This window comes from Spirulina major PCC 6313 (assembly GCF_001890765.1).
GTDB classification, from domain to species: domain Bacteria; phylum Cyanobacteriota; class Cyanobacteriia; order Cyanobacteriales; family Spirulinaceae; genus Spirulina; species Spirulina major.
Genome location: NZ_KV878783.1, coordinates 4,854,252 through 4,869,276, shown reverse-complemented (window position 1 = coordinate 4,869,276; position 15,025 = coordinate 4,854,252). Strand labels below are relative to the sequence as shown.

18 protein-coding genes and 1 pseudogene are annotated in these 15,025 nt (G+C 55.1%); 9 read left to right on the top strand and 10 right to left on the bottom strand.

The features are described from left to right. The first annotated feature begins 89 nt into the window (after window positions 1–89). From cdaA to SPI6313_RS21500, 6 genes are all read left to right on the top strand, one after another. Window positions 90–983, top strand: a complete 894-nt coding sequence (gene cdaA / locus SPI6313_RS21525) for a diadenylate cyclase CdaA (protein ID WP_072622842.1) — start codon at window positions 90–92, stop codon at window positions 981–983. Window positions 984–1,302: 319 nt separating this feature from the next. Further along, entirely contained in the window at window positions 1,303–2,058 is a 756-nt protein-coding gene (gene uppS, locus SPI6313_RS21520; protein ID WP_072623276.1) for a polyprenyl diphosphate synthase, read from the top strand. Window positions 2,059–2,267: 209 nt separating this feature from the next. After that, on the top strand, window positions 2,268–2,708 hold the full coding sequence (locus SPI6313_RS21515) for a DUF3531 family protein (protein ID WP_072622841.1): 441 nt from the start codon (window positions 2,268–2,270) through the stop codon (window positions 2,706–2,708). A 29-nt stretch (window positions 2,709–2,737) separates the two neighbouring features. Beyond that, window positions 2,738–3,226, top strand: a complete 489-nt coding sequence (locus SPI6313_RS21510; protein ID WP_217650702.1) for an NUDIX hydrolase — start codon at window positions 2,738–2,740, stop codon at window positions 3,224–3,226. 122 nt (window positions 3,227–3,348) lie between these two features. Beyond that, a complete protein-coding gene (locus SPI6313_RS21505; RefSeq protein ID WP_072622839.1) occupies window positions 3,349–3,930 on the top strand; it encodes a DUF1997 domain-containing protein in 582 nt (193 codons plus the stop codon). Window positions 3,931–4,055: 125 nt separating this feature from the next. After that, window positions 4,056–5,021 carry an L-lactate dehydrogenase gene (locus SPI6313_RS21500; RefSeq protein WP_072622838.1) on the top strand — a complete coding sequence of 322 codons (966 nt, stop codon included), beginning with the start codon at window positions 4,056–4,058 and terminating at the stop codon, window positions 5,019–5,021. Between the two features lie 28 nt (window positions 5,022–5,049). Here SPI6313_RS21500 and SPI6313_RS21495 read toward each other — a convergent pair whose 3' ends face one another. The 4 genes from SPI6313_RS21495 to queG form a co-directional block, all read right to left on the bottom strand. Beyond that, window positions 5,050–5,952, bottom strand: a complete 903-nt coding sequence (locus tag SPI6313_RS21495; protein ID WP_245788939.1) for an alpha/beta fold hydrolase — start codon at window positions 5,950–5,952, stop codon at window positions 5,050–5,052. Between the two features lie 227 nt (window positions 5,953–6,179). After that, window positions 6,180–6,950, bottom strand: a complete 771-nt coding sequence (locus tag SPI6313_RS21490; RefSeq protein ID WP_072622837.1) for a Uma2 family endonuclease — start codon at window positions 6,948–6,950, stop codon at window positions 6,180–6,182. Window positions 6,951–7,042: 92 nt separating this feature from the next. Beyond that, window positions 7,043–7,693 carry an HAD hydrolase-like protein gene (locus SPI6313_RS21485; RefSeq protein WP_072622836.1) on the bottom strand — a complete coding sequence of 217 codons (651 nt, stop codon included), beginning with the start codon at window positions 7,691–7,693 and terminating at the stop codon, window positions 7,043–7,045. Then, window positions 7,690–8,670: a tRNA epoxyqueuosine(34) reductase QueG gene (gene queG / locus SPI6313_RS21480; protein ID WP_072622835.1), complete on the bottom strand. Its 981-nt coding sequence runs from the start codon at window positions 8,668–8,670 to the stop codon at window positions 7,690–7,692. Before queG ends, SPI6313_RS21485 begins: the two co-directional genes overlap by 4 nt. Window positions 8,671–8,722: 52 nt before the next feature. Here queG and SPI6313_RS21475 point away from each other — a divergent pair, with 52 nt between their 5' ends. Next, window positions 8,723–8,899, top strand: coding sequence for a DUF2256 domain-containing protein (locus SPI6313_RS21475; RefSeq protein WP_072622834.1), 177 nt, complete (start codon window positions 8,723–8,725; stop codon window positions 8,897–8,899). Here SPI6313_RS21475 and SPI6313_RS21470 read toward each other — a convergent pair. The 6 genes and pseudogenes from SPI6313_RS21470 to SPI6313_RS21455 all read right to left on the bottom strand — a co-directional run bounded on the left by SPI6313_RS21470 (window position 8,896) and on the right by SPI6313_RS21455 (window position 13,834). Continuing rightward, window positions 8,896–9,153, bottom strand: a complete 258-nt coding sequence (locus SPI6313_RS21470) for a DUF7219 family protein (protein ID WP_072622833.1) — start codon at window positions 9,151–9,153, stop codon at window positions 8,896–8,898. The two genes, SPI6313_RS21475 and SPI6313_RS21470, sit on opposite strands and share 4 nt — an antisense overlap. Before the next feature lie 100 nt (window positions 9,154–9,253). Further along, window positions 9,254–10,039: a TrmH family RNA methyltransferase gene (locus SPI6313_RS21465; RefSeq protein WP_072622832.1), complete on the bottom strand. Its 786-nt coding sequence runs from the start codon at window positions 10,037–10,039 to the stop codon at window positions 9,254–9,256. 6 nt (window positions 10,040–10,045) lie between these two features. Next, window positions 10,046–11,257, bottom strand: coding sequence for an HhoA/HhoB/HtrA family serine endopeptidase (locus tag SPI6313_RS21460; protein WP_072622831.1), 1,212 nt, complete (start codon window positions 11,255–11,257; stop codon window positions 10,046–10,048). Between the two features lie 675 nt (window positions 11,258–11,932). After that, window positions 11,933–12,230, bottom strand: a pseudogene (locus tag SPI6313_RS25450) (hypothetical protein); the annotation flags it as partial. Window positions 12,231–12,331: 101 nt separating this feature from the next. Beyond that, a complete protein-coding gene (locus tag SPI6313_RS24880; RefSeq protein ID WP_281248445.1) occupies window positions 12,332–12,454 on the bottom strand; it encodes a hypothetical protein in 123 nt (40 codons plus the stop codon). A 126-nt stretch (window positions 12,455–12,580) separates the two neighbouring features. Further along, window positions 12,581–13,834, bottom strand: a complete 1,254-nt coding sequence (locus SPI6313_RS21455; RefSeq protein ID WP_072622830.1) for a sensor histidine kinase — start codon at window positions 13,832–13,834, stop codon at window positions 12,581–12,583. 138 nt (window positions 13,835–13,972) lie between these two features. On the opposite strand from SPI6313_RS21455, the gene SPI6313_RS21450 reads away from it, so the two are divergent. After that, window positions 13,973–14,656 (top strand): Crp/Fnr family transcriptional regulator, encoded by a 684-nt coding sequence (locus tag SPI6313_RS21450; RefSeq protein WP_072622829.1) that lies wholly within the window; start codon window positions 13,973–13,975, stop codon window positions 14,654–14,656. A gap of 100 nt (window positions 14,657–14,756) precedes the next feature. Then, window positions 14,757–15,014: a hypothetical protein gene (locus SPI6313_RS21445; RefSeq protein WP_175551206.1), complete on the top strand. Its 258-nt coding sequence runs from the start codon at window positions 14,757–14,759 to the stop codon at window positions 15,012–15,014. Window positions 15,015–15,025 lie beyond the last annotated feature (11 nt).

Sequence of the window (15,025 nt, the reverse complement as noted above, 5' to 3'; positions counted from 1 at the left end):
GATGCCAAGATGAGAATCTTCCCCCCCGTCCCCCTGAGAGCGTGGGTTAAATCGTTAATAATAGGAATGATCACCCACCACCATTACTCATGCCGCCGCTGGGTTTCGCTGTGAGTCTGCCCTGGCTCTCAATCCGCGAATTCATTGATATCGCCCTAGTTCTCCTGTTGACCTATACCGTTTTACTGGTCATTGGAGAGCGGCGTACCCTATGGATGGTGCGGGGTTTGCTAATTTTGATGTTGTCGGCGGTGGTGAGCGATCGCCTTGGTCTCCGGCATCTGAGTTTTGTCCTCGAACGCTTGGTGTTAGGCTCCGCCGTCGCCATGGCCGTCGTCTTCCAATCTGAATTTCGCCAATTCCTCGAACGCCTCGGCCGCGGCGAAATCTTCCAACTCTTCAAACCCTCCGCCCGCCCCATTTCCCGCCCCGACAACGTCATCGATGAAATGGTGGATGCGATCAAGGAACTTTCTCAAAATCGCACCGGAGCCTTGATTATCTTAGAAACCGGCCTACCCCTCGACGAACGCTTTTTCTCCGTTCCCGGTGTTGCGCTGAACGCCGAACTCTCCAAAGAACTCCTGCAAACTATTTTCCAAACCAGCACCCTTCTCCACGATGGCGCAGTGCATGTGCGCGGCTCCCGCGTCATGGCAGCGGGGATCATTTTGCCCCTCTCGGAACGGGTGGCCTCGCGGCAACTGGGGACGCGCCACCGGGCAGCGATGGGGATCACCGAACGGGTGGATAATTGTGTTTGTATTGTCGTCTCCGAAGAAACGGGATCGATTTCCCTCGCTGAACATCGCCAACTGAATCGCCCCCTCACCAGTAGCAAACTCCGCGAACTCCTGAAAGAGCGACTCTCGCCCACCGTCGAACGCGAAGCCGTAGGCCGGATTGGGCGGCAATTGGGGGCCCAAAGTTGGGAACTGGTGAAACGAATCCTCAAGCTCGGCACAACCACCGATTCCAAATAAGCTCGCAGTCCCAATCCACCCAACCCAGAACGAATCCACGATATCCGCAGCGCAGTCTAGGCAGATTCAGTCCTCAAGCGCCTTGGTATCGCTGCGATCGGCAGCCGACCAACCGACAGAAAACCAGTCTTGATCCGACTAAATTGATGCAGAGAAGCAGAAAGGCAGAGGGTATAATCAACGGTGTATTTTAAGATTTATTGCAAGTCCTGCTGATTGCGCTTAACGTTTAACGCAAGTTTTGATTGTTTTAACTAGTTGACCTGTCCGTTTTGGTGTGAATCGTGCGGACCATTCTCCAAGCTGCAACACTTTTATGATGGTTAAGTCAAGTCCCCTGCTGGAAACCTTACCGCCCGATCTCGATCCGAATCGCCTTCCTCAACACGTTGCGGTCATCATGGATGGCAATGGTCGATGGGCAAAACAACAGGGGATGCCACGGGTGATGGGCCATCGGCGGGGAGTGGATTCACTACGAGATTTGCTCCGCTGTTGTAAAGACTGGGGAATTCCGGCGCTGACGGCCTATGCATTTTCGACGGAAAATTGGGGGCGACCGGAGCACGAGGTGGACTTTTTAATGACGTTGTTTGAGCAGGTTTTGCGGCGTGAGTTGGCGGAAATGATGGCGGAAAATGTCCGCATTCGCTTTGTGGGAAATTTAACGGCGCTCCCGAAATCGCTCCAACTTGAAATTTCCCGCTCGATGGCTGATACCCGGCAGAATCAGGATGTGGAATTTACGGTGGCAACGAATTACGGTGGCCGACAGGAAATTATCCAAGCCTGCCGAGCGATCGCGCAAAAAGTCCAACAGGGCGAACTGGCCCTCGATGCGATCGATGAACCCCTGTTTGAGCAGCATCTTTACACATCCGGATTGAGTCATCCGGATTTGCTGATTCGCACCAGTGGCGAGATGCGGATTAGTAATTTCCTGCTCTGGCAGATGGCCTACGCTGAAATTTATGTGACAAAGACGGCCTGGCCGGATTTTGATCGCGAGGCATTCCATCAAGCCCTGCTCAATTATCAAGACCGCGATCGCCGCTTTGGTAAGGTCAAGCCCTAGGGCGATCGCGCCGTACTTGCCGCCCAGAGTGGGCCAGAATCATGGCAAGATAAGCAACGGCGTGTCATGCTGAAGGCTTTGCCCTCTGGGCTTAGCGGTCAATGGGATGTCTTCCTTGATCGTGAGACGGCATCACTACCCCCACCCATGACCCCTGCTTACGGACTGACGTAGTGCGAGGGGTTTCCCTAGCGAGAGTGTGATCTGAGATGAATATTGTTTTTCGTGAATTTAATCCCTTTGATCTGTGGATTTGGCTAGAGTTTGAAACCGTCTCCACGCCCCAAGAGCAACAGTATGTGGAAGAAGTATTTAACTCGTGGTTTTATCTGGGGAAGTTGGGGGCATTCAATGCCGAAAATATGCAGGTGAACGATCGCGGCATCGAGATTAGCTATATGGACTATAGCGAGGATCAACTAGAACAGGCGATGATTGCACCGATGCACAATATGGGGGAGTTTGAATATTTACAAACCTGGGGCCGCTGTTGGTTTGATTTGGGGACGAGTGATGCGATCGCCCTGGATATCTTAATCAACGCCCTGACCCATTTAAGCAACGACTACATCGCCATCCGGCAAGTGATTTTTGGGGGTGAAAACGAAGATTGGCCCGTTGAAAAATCCAGCGCGGCAATGTTCAATTAGTTCTAGTTTTTTGTAATGAGTCGTTGAGAGTGAAACAGAATTCCATGGGTAAAAAAGCGAAAATCCGAGTGATTGCCTTGGCCTTAATTCAAGACCACGATCGCATTTTCCTGTCAGTGGGCCATGATGCGATCGCGGGGCGGAATTTTTACCGCGCCTTGGGGGGGGGTGTGGATTTTGGCGAAACCAGTGCGGCAGCATTGGAGCGGGAGTTTGCCGAAGAACTCAACGCCACGCTCTGTAATATCCAATATTTAGGCTGCGTGGAAAGCCTTTTCACCTACGAAGGCAAACCGGGCCATGAAATTATTCAACTCTATCGGGCGGACTTCACCGATCCCAACTTTTATCAACAGTCAGTGATTCCCTTTGAGGAAAACGGTGTAACCAAAGAGGCCCGCTGGGTTCACCTCTCGGAACTGCAACAGGACCCGGATTTGCTCGTTCCGGCGCAATGTTGGCAATATTTGGAGCATATCGAACTCTTGTCCCCGATGGCAGCACCGGGGCCTGAATGAGCCGCTGGGCGTTCGGTTGCGGCTCCTGATGGTTAGCGGGAGGGGAATTTGTTGCGACTAATCACTAAATGTAAAGTAGGATGAATAAAATAATATTAAATCCTCATCTATAGCCCTGCTTTATGAAAATCCGTTGTGCAGCGTCTGAGCCGGTCACCCTCCATGTCCGGGAAGAGAGTATTCCGATTCACCACTATCTCCGGCAACCACAACGCTTGGTGAATGCGATCGCTAACCCAAAACTGATGGAAGTGTTAGGGGGCGATCGCTACCGCCTCAAGCTCAACCCCCTCAACCTCCTCAATCTGTATCATTTTCAGCCCACGGTGATCCTAGAGGTGAAATCGGATAGCTACGGCATTGTGAGTATCCGGTCTCTCGATTGTGAGATTCGCGGCATTGACTACATTAACGATCGCTTTAGTCTTGAACTGAAAGGCAAGCTGATCCCCGTTCACCGCAAAGGCGAAACCTACCTCGAAGGACGAGCCGATGTGGTGGTGTCCGTGGATGTGCCGCCCTTCTTCCTCCTCGCCCCGGTTCCCGTTCTCGAAACAGCCGGGGTGGGACTGGTTCAGAATGTCCTCGGTCGGATCAAACAGCGCATTCTCTCCCATCTGCTCCACGATTACCACCACTGGGCCCACCGCGAACAAAGTGCGCCGCTCCCCCCGTGGCTCGCGGTGGAAAATCCCACAGCGTAAGCGATCGCGTCCCTGTCCAGGATTACGGCAAAACATCGGAGGCGAGCGATCGTCATGAATCACTGTGCCCAAGCCTGCCACAATCATCGTTAAGATAGCTAAGGCACAACCCTTTACCGAGCACCATGACCTCATCTCCCCAACGCAAAGTTGTCGTTGTCGGCGCTGGCGCTGTCGGCTCCACCTTTGTCTATGCCCTGGCCCAAACCGGCCTCGCGAACACGATTACCCTGATTGATACCAACACAGAACTCCTACAAGGACAGGTGCTTGACCTCGCCCACGGGAAGCCTTTTTTCCCAGCCGTGACAATTCAAGCCGGTACGGTGCGCGACTACGGCGATGCAAATTTAATCGTGATCACCGCAGGCACAACCCAACGACCGGGAGAAAGTCGCCTCAATCTGCTCCAACGCAACGCCGCGATTATGCGCCGTATTGTCGGGGATATCGTCGCGCAAAATTCCAACGCGGTCATGCTGATCGTCAGTAATCCGGTGGATATTATGACCCATGTGGCGATCGCGAGTGCCGGCACGACCAAAGGGCGTGTGTTTGGAGCGGGTACGGTACTCGATAGTGCGCGGTTTCGGTATTTCCTCAGTGAACGCTGCGGCGTTGATATTCACAACATCCATGCTTACATTTTGGGTGAACATGGCGATTCCGAGTTTGCGGCTTGGTCGATGACCAATATCGCCGGAGTGCCGATCGCTGACTTTCGCCAGCTTGACGGGACACCCTCCGATTGGCCAGCAGAACAGCAGCTTATTGAACAGCAGGTGCGCGACTCGGCCTACCACATCATCGACTATAAAGGCGCAACCTGGTTCGCGGTTGGGATGGCGTTGGTGAAAATTGCGACCGCCGTGCTGCGAGGCGAAAAGCGCATCATGACCGTTTCGACGCAACTCCACGGCGAGTTTGGTCTTGATGGGGTTTGTTTAAGTGTGCCTGCCATGGTGTCGGCGAATGGGGTGGAGCGGGTGGTGGACTGTCAACTGACGACAACGGAACAAGCTTCCCTCGAAAAATCAGCCAAGATCCTGAAGACGGCGATCGCTCAACTAGAGCAAGCCACCGCACTCTAAGCCGCTCTCCATTCGCCATCGCTGGACGTTAGAGGGTGTTGACCCAGTCGCGGATCAGGGGGTTGACCTGGTGGGGGGCTTCGTCGTGGGGACAGTGGCCCGCGTTGAGGTAATGCTCGGTGTAGTGATCCGGGTTGGCATAGGCGGCGCGGAATTTGGGCGATCGCTCACTGACCCGCATCCAAGGATCACCCTCACCCCACAACATCAGGAGGGGACAGTGCATCTGACTGAGCAGCAGGTCATTTTTTTCGCCTTGGGGGGATTTAAAAACGGAGCGAAAGACATCCAACGCGCCGCGATCGCAGGACGGGCGATAAATATCCTCCACGAGTTGATCCGTCACAGCGGTTTGATCGAGATAGACCTTTTCGAGGGTTTTGCGGATGATGCGGCGGCGGCGGAGGTATTGGAAGAGAAAAAAGCTGGCAAAGGATTGGAGCAACACCGTTTTGGTGATTTTGCTGATCGCGGTTTGAATCGCCGAAGGTTGGGGCGTGTCCGGTGGTGCGGTGAAGGGGCCCGCACAGTTGAGCAGGATCAGGCCGCGGGCCGATTCTGGGCGTTGGGCAGCCACACAGAGGGCACTGTAGCCGCCGAGGGAATTCCCCGCCAGAACCACAGGACGACCGATCACATCGGTGATGAAGTCGTGAAGTTGATCTCGCCAGAGGTCACCACTGTATTCGATCGCGGGTTTTTGCGATCGCCCAAAACCCAATAGATCGATCGCCCACACTTCAAAATCAGCCTGCAACTCGGCAATATTATGCCGCCAATGATCCGTTGATGCCCCAAAACCATGGACAAGCAATAACGGCGGGCGATCGGGATTGTCCCCCGCTTTGACGGCATAGATTTGATAGTCGCGCCAAGTCCAATATTGACCAGGAACGGACTCAACAGGGGAAGCAGGAGTGAGGATAGACACAATTAGGGGAGAGTAACAGAACAATTTCCTTATTATAAAGTTTTGTAACACCAGGGTTGAGGGAAAAAGCAGCGAGCTAGAAGCTCGCACGACAGAAGTTCACATGACAACCCAATCCCCTCAGTCTCACCACCTGATCCCGTCTGTGGTGCGATCGCTCAACAATCAGGATGCGATCCATTCAAGATCCGCCACAGGGTAAAGCCTCGCGAACCCACGAATCTCTGTTAAGACTCCGGTTCAAGCCCCGCCGCTCGGAGTTGCGCCATTAAGCGTTCTGCCCGTTGGCGTTCCTGCTCCGCTCGTTGGGATTCCTGCTCCGCTCGTCGGGATTCCTGCTCCGCTCGTTGGCGTTCTTGCTCTACTAACTCTCCACCCCATAACAGTAGATTTTCAGACTGATCCCACCAGCGCAACCAATATCCATCCCGACCCTCGCGCATTCCCTGCCAAACCCCTAAAAATAGGTGCATCTCTGGTATCCAGAACCGGCCATCTGCGTTGGGTGTTTGCAATGTATAGCGTTTTTGGTCGTCGAAACGATAGAGTTCGAGGCGACCTGCATCGGGATCGAAAATGCTGTAGTTGGGGACTTGGACGATTTGCTCGTAAAAGAAAAATTTGCCGGGGGGATAGCTCGCTTTTGAGGAATATTCACCCCCTTCGGTGTCAGAGAGGAATTCTAAAACGAGGGTCGGGATCGCACCTTGCAGATGGGGGGTATAGCTGCGTACCACGTCTGATCGCGGCACAGTGATTTCAGGGACATAGACCCAGTCGGGAGCTTTGATGACAAATTTTTGATTTAAGGTGGCGCAGATGCCGTAATTCGTAGCAGTGAAGGCGGTTTCGGGTAGGCGTTGCGCGAGTTGGAGGCTTTCGGTGAGGGCCGCCGCGAGCGCCGGTTGATTGATATTATCCACAGGATCATTGGGCAGCACGAAGTCATCGGGTAGCTTTTCCCAGGTGAGGGTGGATTGCAGGGGGGTCGCAACCATGACGAATGATGCAAATAAACGACTGGCTTTAGTATAGCCAACGGCAGAATTGCAGACAGACGGATCAAGGCAGCAAGTGAAATTGACCAATTCTAGATGCGTTCTTTGTAGAGGGTGGCGATCGCCTCTTGTAACTGGGCCGGGTCATCAATCAACCGATCCGGATTATGAATTTCTAAAATTTCGCGGGTATTAAACCCCCACGTCACCGACACCACCGGAATCCCACTGCGATGGGCGGCATCAATATCACGGGTTTCATCCCCCACATAAATCAGATCCGCCGTCGTCACCCCATAGCGGTCTTGCACCCGCTGAATCATCCGATGTTTGCCAAAAATCGTCATCCCGGCATCCACCCAACGAAACAGCCCATCTAGGGCCTGATGCTCTAGAAAAATCCGCACATTTTCTTCAAAATTTGAGGTCAAAATCGCCAATTGATACCCCTCAGCCGCCAGGGCATGCAAGGCCGCCACCATCCCCTGAATCGGCAACACGTCGGGCATCGTGCGCTGTACCTCTTCCTTGGCCCGGCGGATTAAAAATGGAATTTTAAACACTGAAACTTGGGACTGGCGAATAATTTCTTGGGAACTGAGGCCCCGCATTGTTTCCACTTGGGCAGGGCTGAGGGGCGGATAGCCAAATTCATCAGCGAGGCGATTGAGAATAGCGATCAGCATTTGATGGGTATCGGCGATCGTGCCATCGAAGTCGAAGAGAATGATCGGCTCGGTCATGGGGGTGGGGAAAAGGGGGCATCAGGATCGCTCCTGTTGTCCAGATTAGCACGGGCATTTCGCTGCCATTGGGTGGGCTTAATCCGACGCAGGGCGGAGGCGGGGAAGCGTTGCTGCCAGTCGGCTTCGCTGAGGTGGGCGAGGTTGGGGAGATCGGGGGCGAGGTTGTCGGGATAGGGGTGAAATTCAGCGACATCGGTTGTTTGGGCGAAGCGTTGATTCCAGGGGCATACGTCTTGGCAGATGTCGCACCCGGCGACCCAGCCGTTGAGGTGTGGGGCGATATGGGCGGGGAGGGTGGCGGCGCGGTTTTCGATGGTGTGGTAGGCGATGCAGCGGTTGGCATCGACGACGTAGGGGGCGGCGATCGCCCCCGTTGGGCAAGCGTCTAAACAGCGGGTACAAGTGCCGCAATGGTTGCTATGGGGCGCATCGGGGGTTAAAGGCACATTGATCAACACTTCTCCTAAAAACACCCAGGAGCCATAGTCACGGGTGATCACATTGCTATGTTTGCCAATCCAGCCCAACCCCGCCCGCTCCGCCCAGACCTTATCTTGAATCGGGGCGGTATCGACAGCGTAGCGGGTTTTGATGCCCTCCCCTTGGGATTCTAGCCAGCGGCTTAGGGCTTTGAGGCGACGCTGTAAAATGCGGTGATAGTCCCGTCCCCAGCCGTAGCGCGAGATTTTGCCGATCGCTGGATCATCGCCGTGTTGGTGGGGGGTGTAGTAGTTGAGGGCCACGGCGATGACGGCGGCGACTTCGGGCCAATAGTCGCGAATATGGGCGCGTTTGGGGTTGGCCATCCAGGCCATCTCGGCGTGATAGCCCTGGGCGAGCCATTGCTGGAGACGGGCGGCATGGCGGGCATGATCCGCCTCATCATCCACGGCGGCGATCCCCACTCGGTGAAATCCGAGGCGGTGGGCTTCTTGTTTAACCTGGGTGGCGGTGAGGGAGGCAGCGGGGATCATGGGGGAATGAATAGAATAGCAAGAGCCTGTTGTTAAATCGGGGTCTGAATCCATGGCTCGTCAACGGAACCCGTCCGATCGCCCCTCAAAAATCTGTCCCGTGTGCGATCGCCCGTTCACTTGGCGTAAGAAATGGGCGACCTGTTGGGATGAGGTGAAATATTGTAGCGATCGCTGTCGCCGCCGTCGATCATCAGCGGCAACAGATGCTGAAGCCCCAGACCCCTAAGTCGTCGGCTCATCGGGGGGAGATTTTTTCGAGATTCCCAGTTCCTTCGAGCTTTGCTTCAGGGTTTTCCAAAGGTCTTTAATTTGCACATAGGCATCATTGGATGAGATTTTGCCTGCTGTTTCTAGGTTGCAGATATAGTTGACCCGTTGGGCAAATTCTTGCAAGTTCGCATTAAACACGAGATTACCCGGCTCAAAGTGCCCTTGATAGGACGCGCGGGGATAGATGAAGTTGTCTTTGGGATCAACCATAGTCGTAAGTATTAATTAGAAACATTTTCATAGACCACGTCTGGCCCATTCCATTGTAATGATTGATTTTGATTGTCTTGGAGAAACGGCAGCGGTCGGATCACGCGCTGCGGCGTTGGCGCTGGGCTTCGTAGAGCAGTAGACCCGCTGCGATCGCTACATTCAACGATTCCACTCCCGATGTTTGGGGAATCGAGACTTGCCCATCGGCCAAAGCCTGGATCTCGTCACCTAACCCCGCGCCTTCATTGCCCAGCACAATCAAACTCGGCGATCGCCAATCCCAATCCCAATAGACACAATCCGCCCCCATCGTCGTCGCCACGATCGCCACACCCTGCTGCTTGAGGGTTGCGATCATCTCGCCCACATCCGCCGTCGGCAGCACCGGAAACCGCAACGCCATCCCCGCCGAAGCCCGCAACACCTTCGGATGATCCGCCGCCGCTGTGCCTGGCCCCAACCACAGGCCATCCGCACCCGCCGCCGCCGCCGTCCGAATCATCGTCCCCACATTACCCGGATCTTGAATCGCCGCCAACAACAGCCCCAAACGCAAGGGAGACGCAGCCTGGCGAGGCAAGTAATGATCATCTAGGATCGCCACCACACCATCCGGATGTACCGTCGTCGCCATGCTGGCTAACACCGTTTCGCTCACTATTTCTGTACGGGAGGCTTGGCGTTGGGCGGCCGCTGCCAATGGTGGATATTTCCCCTGCCACGCTTCGGTATAGCACAGCACCTCAAGGGGATAGCCCTGCTGAAGCGCCACTTCGAGGAGGTGTGTGCCTTCGAGGAGGAGGCATTGCTGTTGGCGGCGGATTTTGCTGCGGTGCAGTTGGCGCAGGTCTTTGACGAGGGGATTTTGGCGACTGGTGATCATCGGTACTTAGGGGCTGTTGGGAAACGCACCCGGTCGCACGGTTAAGGATACGGTGCGCTGCGATCGCTCCACCTCCACCGCCAACGGTGCACCGATCGCACTCCGCTCCACCTGCTGCTGTACATCCGTCGCCGTCATCACCGCCGTTTCGCCCACACGCACAATAATATCCCCCATCTCAAACCCCGCCTGTTCCGCTGGTGACCCATTAATCACCCCCATCACGATCACCCCCTGGTCGCGCTCAATGGTGAAGGGCGCATTGGGGCTTTGGTTAAATTCGGCCCGGCTTTCCGGGGTAATGGTCATCATCCGGATGCCAAGATAGGGATGTTGAGCACTGCCACTGGCGAAGAGCTGATCCGCAATCCGGGTCGCCGTTTCAATGGGGATGGCAAAGCCAAGGCCCTGGGCGTCGGCCCGAATCGCGGTGTTCATCCCAATCACCTCACCCTGGGCATTGAGGAGGGGGCCGCCAGAGTTGCCGGGATTAATCGCAGCATCGGTTTGGATGAAGCTCACCCGTTTATCCGGCACACCCACTTGGCTGCTGGAGCGATCAAGGGCGCTGATGATCCCGACAGTGACGGTATTATCCAGGCCGAGGGGATTACCGATCGCGATCGCCCATTCCCCTGGGGTTAAGGTTTCCGATTGACCCAACTGCACCGTTGGCAGATCTTCGGCTTCAATTTTAATCACCGCAATATCAGTGACGGTATCACGGCCCACGACTTGCCCATCCACCGTCCGTCCATCTTTGAGGGTCACTTTAACCCAGTCTGCCCCCTCTACCACATGGGCATTGGTCATCAGGCGGCCATCGGCACTGAGAATAAACCCGGAACCTGTGCCCCGTTGGATCGGGGGGCGAACTGGGGGCGGATCATCGCGGAAAAAGCGTCGGAAAAAGGGTTGCGTTTCGGAGTCAGGGGATGGGGATGGGTTGGAGAAAGCTCCACCGGCATCAATCCGCACCACGGCCGGCCCGACTCGCTGCACTGCTGCGGCGATGAAGTTGATGTTGTCGGGGGCAGCCGTGGGGATGGGGGCGGTGGGGGTGGTGGAGAGGGTCGCTGTGGGGGTGATGGGGGCGGGGCGTTCGATGACCACGGGTTCCGGTGGGGCCATCAAGGCACGATGACCCACCACACCAACGCCCCCCCCGACGAGGAGTAGGCCTAGATACAGACTCAGTTGTTTGAGCGGGTAATTCATGGACAGCGATCGCAATAAATGGAGTGAGAGAACCGACTCCTTAGCAACACGGTTGGAAAGATTCCCCCGGCTGAACATCCACAGAAACTGGGTTTGAATGGTTGCAAACCAACCTGTGAATCCTTCAAGCACCGTAGACTTGATCCGCTTCTCTCTTAACACTTTGACACTTCCCGGCCTAAAGGCACGGGGATTCTTGGCTCACCGAGTCCACTTACCTAGGATTCCTTGCGAAGTCCTACATAGAGGTGGTTCTCTCCCCAAGCGTTACTTTCGGTGTGCCCCACCGTAGTTGGATTGCTCCAAAGTTTGTTTGGATTGGCAGCAATATTTGCCAAAAACTGATTCGTCTAGTCCCTGTGAATCTTTTACCTACTTGCAGGGAGGTCTAGAACAATGAAGTAGAACCCCATAGATTCAATTTCCAAGGTTCAGTCGCTACGAGTTAGGTAGCATCGGGTTTTTAAAGCGGTTGATTACCCTATCCGCTACGCTAATCATAAACAATAAGAAGCCGTCCTGGCAGGACGTTGCTCTAGACCCATGAATTTTGGTAAACAAAAACCCAAAATTTTCGCGGTGTCGGCCCCAACATTTCCCCAGAAGATCCGCTGCGAACCCTGGTCGATCGATAGGTTGACACTCCCCGCGAAGACAGCGACGGGGATTCTGGGTTCATCGACCGGACTTAACCGAGCCGGATTGCTCCAACCCCGCCAGAGGTCTAATCTCCCCAAGCGGATAACGTCCCCTGTGCCCCACGGTAGTTAGTCCAAGGCGCAGGATACAAACCTGCTTCACTACCGACTCAGCCCGATGCCGATCCCAGACTAACCCGTTCACATTCAAGTCTTCCGAGGCAACCAAATCGTTAGATTGGATGACGCAGGCAATCCGCCCACTCATTATGCTGCCTGCTTACCCTGAAATGCTTCCAGGCCTGTCGATTTTTAGCCTTGTGATCGTTCTTGGACGTTTGAAATCCAATATAACCAGCCCAACACCACTGCCCCAAGGAGGGCGACTAACGTCGCTCGTGTCGTCTTTCATCCCCGCAATCAATTGACGGGGCTTTCAGACTCCCGCACTATTTTCGTAACGCAGGCGATCGCACCATGCTTCCCCCGACCAAGGGATCGCAGCACAGGGAATGCGATCGCGCCTCTTCTCTCTCATTCGCTGACGGATTGGAGCCATATCCGAGGGGAATCACCGCCTCAAACTTGTCCAGTCGCTTTTGATGCAGTGGGGCGACACTGAATCAATCCGTAAAAAAGGCTAAAACACCGGTATTCTGTGGTTTTGGGTCGTCGGGGCGATCGCTTAGCGGGGAATGAGGGCGCGAATCGTGCAGCCTTGACCCGGTTCACTGTGGATCTGAAACTGGCCGCCGATCGCTTCGATGCGATCGCGCATACTCCGTAGCCCGAAGCCTGTGGTGTTTTGGCGTTGATCAAACCCTCGGCCATTGTCCGCGATCGTCAAGCTGATCTGGCCCGGCGCGGCGGTGAGGCTGATCTGGACTTGGGAAGCGGCGCTGTAGCGGGTGATATTGGTGAGGGCTTCTTGGACGAGGCGATAGAGGGCGGTGTTGAGTTCAGGGGGAATGGTTTTGAGGGGGGCGATCGCCAACTCCACCGAGATTTGGGTTGTTTGGGTGAAATTATCCGCCAACGCTTGCACGGCCTGGGGGAGCGATCGCCCCTGGATCGGACTTGTTTGCAGCGATGCCACCGACTGCCGCACATCCCGCAGCGCATCTTTACCCAATTGTCGCGCCGCGCTGAGGTGGGTTTGGCCCTGTTCCGGGTCGCCTTGGCAGTACGAGAGTGCCGCATTTTCCAGTTGAATGCTTTGGGCGGTGAGGGCATGGCCGACGGAATCGTGCATTTCGCGGGCGATGCGGCTCCGTTCTTGGAGCATGGCTTGGTTTTCAATGAGCAGAGCATAGCGACGCAGGCGAGTATTGGCCATCAGCAAGGCCTCGCGGCTTTCCCGTTCTGAGAGCACCGCCCCCACGAGGAGCATCACAAACAGCAACACCAAGCCATAGAGCAACGCCGCGTTAATCGTCAAACTGGTTAAAAATTGCTGTTGTTGCAGGGTATCGAGCGATCGCCCCAGCCTGTCCCCCCGCATCGCAAAATGTTGCACCCGTCGCCACAACAGCAACACAAACCCCCCATAGGCCGCGATCGCCGTCACGATCCGCCCCCGCCAGGGAAACAACACACAGGCCCGCAACACCACCACCAACAGCAGCGCCGAAAACACCGTATTACCCCGCCCCCCCAAAGACACCGTTAACCAACTGAGGCTAAATCCTGCGATCGTGTAGAGAATTTTCACTGCCAGCGATCCCGTCGGCAAGCGCAACCCCAACCCCCCCAACACCACAATGCAGCCCAGCACCGCCCAAGGTAAGTCACGGGGCGGCGGCGGGCCCGGTCGCAGTCCCCCCAGCATCATCGGCGGCGGGTGGCGGATTGACAGGGCGGCGATAATTGCAATCCCCAATAAAATCCATTCCAAATACAGCAACAGCCGAAACGACCGTTCTTGAAAGCGATCGCCCATGGTGAGATCCCCATTTATCGTTCCAATCTAGCGCAATCTGTCAGTGCGATCGCCTCCCTCCCCCTCACCGCAATCCAGATCTCGCAAGCTTAGTACCAGGTGATAAGATTAAAAGCATCTTGAACCCGATAAGTCTTCATGGAGATCAAAGCTTTTAGCGAGCTTTTCCCCCTATTTAATACCGCCAGTCCCGAAACCCTCGAATGGCTGCTCTCCGTTGCCGTCAAGCACAGCTATCCCCGCGACCGGGCGGTATTAATGGAAGATGCCTGGGGAAACGCAGTCTACTTCATTGTCTCCGGTTGGGTTAAAGTTCGCCGTTTGGCGGGCGAAGATGCGATCACCCTCGCCGTCATGGGCCGGGGGGACTTCTTTGGGGAAATGGCGATCCTCGATGAATCGCCCCGCTCCACTGATGTGGTTGCCCTCTGTCCCGTCGAACTCCTCAGCGTCTCCGCCCAACGCTTCATCCAAACCCTCTTTAAAGACCCCCAACTCCATCACCGGATGTTGCAACTCATGGTGCAACGCCTGCGCCACTCCAATATTCGCTTTCAACTGCGCAACCAACCCCCCGCGATCAAACTGGCGAAAATGCTGGTGATGCTCGCAGAAAACTATGGCCAACCCACGGCAAAAGGCACCGAGATCCTTCGGGTTCCCGATAGTGATCTGGCGCAAATTTCCGACACGACCGCCGATGAGGTGCGCCAAATCCTTGAAAAACTCCACAGTAAAAGCTGGGTGGAACTTGACGAGCAGCAGCGGAGTTTATGTATTGTCAATCTGAAGCAGTTGAGCCATTTAGCGGGTCGGGTTTAAGGGCGGCGCGATCGCGCTAGAGTGACGATTCTGGGCGGTGATGGTTTAGCGTTTCAAAGGTTTAGAGTTTAAAATACCCTGCAAACCCTGACGTTTGATTATGCCAAGCCCTCAACAACCCGGAACCCAATTTTTAAGCCCTGATGAATCTGCTGCTGTGGATGCGGCTTTGTTATCAACACCAGAGAAATTTTTAACGCGGTTGACGATTTCATCTCTCCGACTGTTGGTGAAGATTGCGGCGGATTATGAAGTGGCGATCGCAGACCTCACCCCCGCGCAAATCATCACCTGGTTTGAAGCCGACAGCAAAATCCGCCGCGAAGAGGGGATCGACGCGGCGGTGTTGAAATGGTAAAGGTGTGATCA